This is a genomic window from Acetobacter sp. UBA5411 (genome assembly GCF_002409645.1).
Classification (GTDB): Bacteria; Pseudomonadota; Alphaproteobacteria; order Acetobacterales; family Acetobacteraceae; genus Acetobacter.
Genome location: NZ_DHNR01000011.1, coordinates 1 through 3835, shown reverse-complemented (window position 1 = coordinate 3835; position 3835 = coordinate 1). Strand labels below are relative to the sequence as shown.

At 54.5% G+C, this 3835-nt stretch carries 5 protein-coding genes and 2 pseudogenes; 2 read left to right on the top strand and 5 right to left on the bottom strand.

All coding sequences use genetic code 11. The features are described 5' to 3' along the window. Both B3759_RS03955 and B3759_RS03950 read right to left on the bottom strand, forming a co-directional pair. Positions 1-269: pseudogene (locus B3759_RS03955) on the bottom strand (IS21 family transposase); the annotation flags it as partial. Positions 270-508: 239 nt separating this feature from the next. After that, positions 509-1609: an NADH:flavin oxidoreductase/NADH oxidase gene (locus tag B3759_RS03950; protein ID WP_291363819.1), complete on the bottom strand. Its 1101-nt coding sequence runs from the start codon at positions 1607-1609 to the stop codon at positions 509-511. Between the two features lie 43 nt (positions 1610-1652). Here B3759_RS03950 and B3759_RS03945 point away from each other — a divergent pair, with 43 nt between their 5' ends. After that, positions 1653-1826, top strand: a complete 174-nt coding sequence (locus B3759_RS03945; RefSeq protein WP_291363817.1) for a hypothetical protein — start codon at positions 1653-1655, stop codon at positions 1824-1826. A gap of 46 nt (positions 1827-1872) precedes the next feature. Here the strand turns inward: B3759_RS03945 and B3759_RS03940 are convergent, their stop codons facing one another. The 3 genes from B3759_RS03940 to B3759_RS03930 all read right to left on the bottom strand — a co-directional run bounded on the left by B3759_RS03940 (position 1873) and on the right by B3759_RS03930 (position 2743). Beyond that, on the bottom strand, positions 1873-2127 hold the full coding sequence (locus B3759_RS03940; protein WP_291363815.1) for a hypothetical protein: 255 nt from the start codon (positions 2125-2127) through the stop codon (positions 1873-1875). An 84-nt stretch (positions 2128-2211) separates the two neighbouring features. Then, positions 2212-2475, bottom strand: coding sequence for a BrnA antitoxin family protein (locus tag B3759_RS03935; protein WP_291363812.1), 264 nt, complete (start codon positions 2473-2475; stop codon positions 2212-2214). After that, positions 2459-2743 (bottom strand): BrnT family toxin, encoded by a 285-nt coding sequence (locus tag B3759_RS03930; protein ID WP_291363810.1) that lies wholly within the window; start codon positions 2741-2743, stop codon positions 2459-2461. The genes B3759_RS03935 and B3759_RS03930 overlap by 17 nt, the downstream gene beginning before the upstream one ends. An 877-nt stretch (positions 2744-3620) precedes the next feature. Between B3759_RS03930 and B3759_RS03925 the strand changes: the two are divergent. Beyond that, a pseudogene (locus tag B3759_RS03925) lies at positions 3621-3835 on the top strand (plasmid replication initiator RepA); the annotation flags it as partial.

Here is a 3835-nt window from a genome sequence, read left to right as displayed (position 1 = left end):
CCCAGTGCCACAAGGTCTTCATGTAGTCGTCGTGCCGTGCGTCGGTTCTTGCGTGATCGGGCAGATTCCAGGACGAGCCATCCCCTCAGCCTGTCGACAAACGGGTCCAGTCGACTGGGGCGTTCGGGAACCTGGAACCGCGGTTCAATACTCTCCGCCCGGAGATATTTCCGGATCGTATTGCGTGACAGCCCCATCCGGCGTTCAATCTCGCGGATCGGAAGATGATCCCGGCAGTGCCACCGACGGATCACACTCAGAAGCTCCATGTCAATCACTCCTCAAACCCCCAGCAGATGATGCCGGGGAGTGTGAAGGCATGGGTCAAATCTCAATGAAAATTTCCGCCCTACCCGGGTCAGTTCTCATTGAAAATCAACAGGTTACGTCCCCATCGACTTTATAAGTCGATTAGTTTCACACTTCACTCTGGTATCAGTGGCGCAGGTGGCTGGATTTGGGCCATCGCAGCCACTGTACCGCTTGGAATGACGACGGGCGCAAAAGATCAGACCTTGAAAAGGTCCTGATGCGTGTGTGGCTGACAGCGGAGATACTGGTTGGGCGCTTTGACATGACCGCCCAGATGCGCAGCTGCGTGCCATGGCCAGCGTGGGTTATAGAGGACCGTACGCGCAATGGCGATCATGTCAGCATCACCTGTGGCCACGATAGCTTCAGCCTGTTCGAAGCCTGTAATCAGACCAACAGCAACCACGGGGATGGATATCTCCTGCTTGACGGCACGGGCCAGCGGAACCTGATAGCTTGGAGCAACTGGAATGTTCTGCCTAAGGCTCAATCCGCCACTGGAAACGTGGATGGCGTCGCAGCCACGGGCTTCTAGCGCATTTGAGAAGGCGATGGTCTGTTCAATATCCCACCCGCCTTTCACCCAGTCAGTTCCAGATACCCGAACAGAAACGGGGCCGTTGGGAAATGCTGCGCGCACGGCATCGAATACCTCCAGCGGAAAGCGCATCCGGTTTTCAAGTGTTCCTCCATAGGAATCATCCCTTTGATTCGATATCGGGGAAAGAAATTGATGCAAAAGATAGCCATGCGCAGCATGCAACTGCACGATATCGATCCCCAGAGCGGCAGCCCGAAGAGCAGATGTGACGAAAGCGTCACGTATCCGGACCATGTCTTCGCGGTTCAGCGTCATTGGCGCATGACCTGCGGATTGGAAAGGAATTTCCGAGGGCGCGACTGTCTGCCACCCGTTTGCTATATCCGGCGGGATTTGCGCCCCACCTTTCCAAGGTACCTCGCACGATGCCTTGCGTCCTGCATGGGCAAGCTGGATGGCAATCCTGATATCTGAAGCGGTCCGGACACTGTCCAGCACACGACGCATGGCATCTTCAGTTCGGTCATCCCACAAGCCTACATCGGCGTAGGTAATACGCCCATCGGGCATTACCGCTGTCGCCTCGATCGTTAACAGGCCAGAACCGGACAGCGCCATGGAACCCAGATGCATCAGATGCCAGTCTGTCATTTGGCCGTCGACTGCCGAATACTGACACATGGGTGCCACGATGATCCGATTGGGTAGCGTCAGATCCTTAATGACTGTCGGCGTAAAGAGAACAGGTCCGCTCATGTGAATTTTCCTAAAATGAATCGGTTAATGGATGTGGTTTCTGTTGTGCATAAAAACATCCTTCCTAAGGCCGGGGAAATTCACTGCAATCTGCAAGGCGCGCAACAGCACGAAACCCACAGTCCCGGCCGATCAGGTTCTTGCTCTTCTGGACGCCGATCTGGCCCGGATTCAGGCGGCCATTGACGCCCTTCCTACGCCGCATCGCATGGATTGAGGAGGGGGTTGGTGTCGGAAACGAAAGATCGTTCCCGCGCTGAAGATTACCAGTAATATTCGTGAGGCCGCCGGGTTCCGGTATACGGAAAGACCGCTTCGAGAGGATCAAGGCCGCCCTTGATGATCAGGCGGGCAATATGCCTGTCATGATGACGGCCAGGACGGATATCGTGCAGATAGCTGTACCAGTTGGGGGATTCAGAAGCTTCACGTGAGCCTCCATAGCCGCAGCGATCCGGCCGGCTGGCCCAGCGATGGTCCCGGCCGTGTTTGCGGCTGTGATGATAGGTGCGAGACATGGGGCTTTCCCTCCATGACGCGCGGAGTGATTTCCGAGCGTACCTACATCGCCCGATCTCCTCTGTTCTGGTCGGAATACAGCTTTACCGCGCCTGAGCGACATCGGTCTCCAGCAGCATCCGGACATAGCGTGTGTAAGGGATGCCCTTTGCCTTCGCCCTGGCTTTCACGGCGTCCAGCAGGGACTCCGGCAGACGCATGTTGAGGGCGGCTGCCTTGGGTTCGATCTCAAAGCGCATGGGCTTGAAACCGGACAGGTCATATTGGGTCAGATCGGCGGTCGCGACGAAATTCTCGGCCGCTTCGTCACTGTGCAGCGAGGGCATGGAGCTATTTTTGCTGCTCATAGTGGTCGATCTCCTTCTGATGCATGTAGCGGGCACTGATGGGACGTAACCGGGTCTGACTGCTGATCGTCCTGAACATGAAGACCAGAAAGACGTGACGCCCGGCTTCAGTCCTGCCAATGGCCCGCATCCGAGGCTCACCGGGATGAGGATCAGCCATGACGGCAGGTTCTCCCAGCAAAACCTGCTTAATTTCCGCGCGGGAGACCCCATGCTTGCCACATTTCGGCCAGTTGCCGTTATCCCAGTCGAAACCCGCAATCTTCATGCCGAAAAGATAGACATTTGTCTACACAAATGCAACACCATTAGAATCTAGCGGTCCTCTTTCCATCCCCACAGTGTTCCCCTTGGATTTCGCGCTGGAGTACATTCATGATTGCGGTAAGCTCTCTGGGAGGGGCTTACAAGGTGCAATACCCGTTACCGCTCATAAACTAGCTACCACACATAGTAACGCTTGTACGGCCATTCTGTGGCGTCTGGCGGGCATGCTGCAACATGTGAGCCACTGAATGTTCGCCTGAACACTGGTGTGTCTTGAGCAGATTACGGTCTTGCCCGGTTCTTCTGGTGTTGCAGGCGTCGGGCGAGCGCGGAGCGGGAGCGCCGTAGGGCGCCAAAGGCGCTGACGCGGGAGAAGAAGATACTGGTGGAAAGACGATGCGGGAACGCATCGTCAGATTATGACTTCACGCCGTAGGCGTGTCTGTTTAGCGCAGCCCTGAAAGGGCGAGCAGGGGATGCCGGGTGGGAGATCGCGCGAAGCGCGATCGGGGCGGCCGCAGGCCGTGAGCCGGGGGGGGCGTAGCCCCCAAGAGGCGGTGCTTGGGTTCAATTTGATTGGAAATTGCAGAGAATGAAAAGTTATTCACAAGGGTTAGAGTGTTTAATAGGTGTTTAAATAGTGTTACGGATTTTTCGGATCAAGATAACATGTTGAATAATAAAGGTTTTATCGAAAAATTCCATCGTCTTGTGAATCCACTATGACGATAAACTGAATCCACTATGACGATAAACTGAATCCACTATGACGATAACAAGCATGTGTAATTGAAATGACGATAAGCTAGGAGTGAATCTAATATGACGATAATTGGCTTGCGTATGTGAAGTGACGATAGTAGCTATCTGTAATTGAAATGACGATAGAATCTTCTCCTTCTTTGTTCGACATTGCACCTTCTCTGGCTATGGAAGACGATGATCGCACGCCCCTTCTTCCAGTACGCCACCCCAATCAGGATCTATTCATCTGTGACGTGCTCGATGCCATTCCCAAAGATGATATGGCATCAATGGAGCATCCAGTTTTTTCGCTCTCGACCAAGCCAGACAACCGGATGCGACGCTATGA

Bases quoted from the DNA above. Each gene is read 5' to 3' on its own strand.
- B3759_RS03940 (WP_291363815.1), bottom strand. From the start codon at position 2,127: ATGTCTCGCACCTATCATCACAGCCGCAAACACGGCCGGGACCATCGC.
- B3759_RS03930 (WP_291363810.1), bottom strand. From the start codon at position 2,743: ATGAAGATTGCGGGTTTCGACTGGGATAACGGCAACTGGCCGAAATGT.
- B3759_RS03935 (WP_291363812.1), bottom strand. From the start codon at position 2,475: ATGAGCAGCAAAAATAGCTCCATGCCCTCGCTGCACAGTGACGAAGCG.
- B3759_RS03950 (WP_291363819.1), bottom strand. From the start codon at position 1,609: ATGAGCGGACCTGTTCTCTTTACGCCGACAGTCATTAAGGATCTGACG.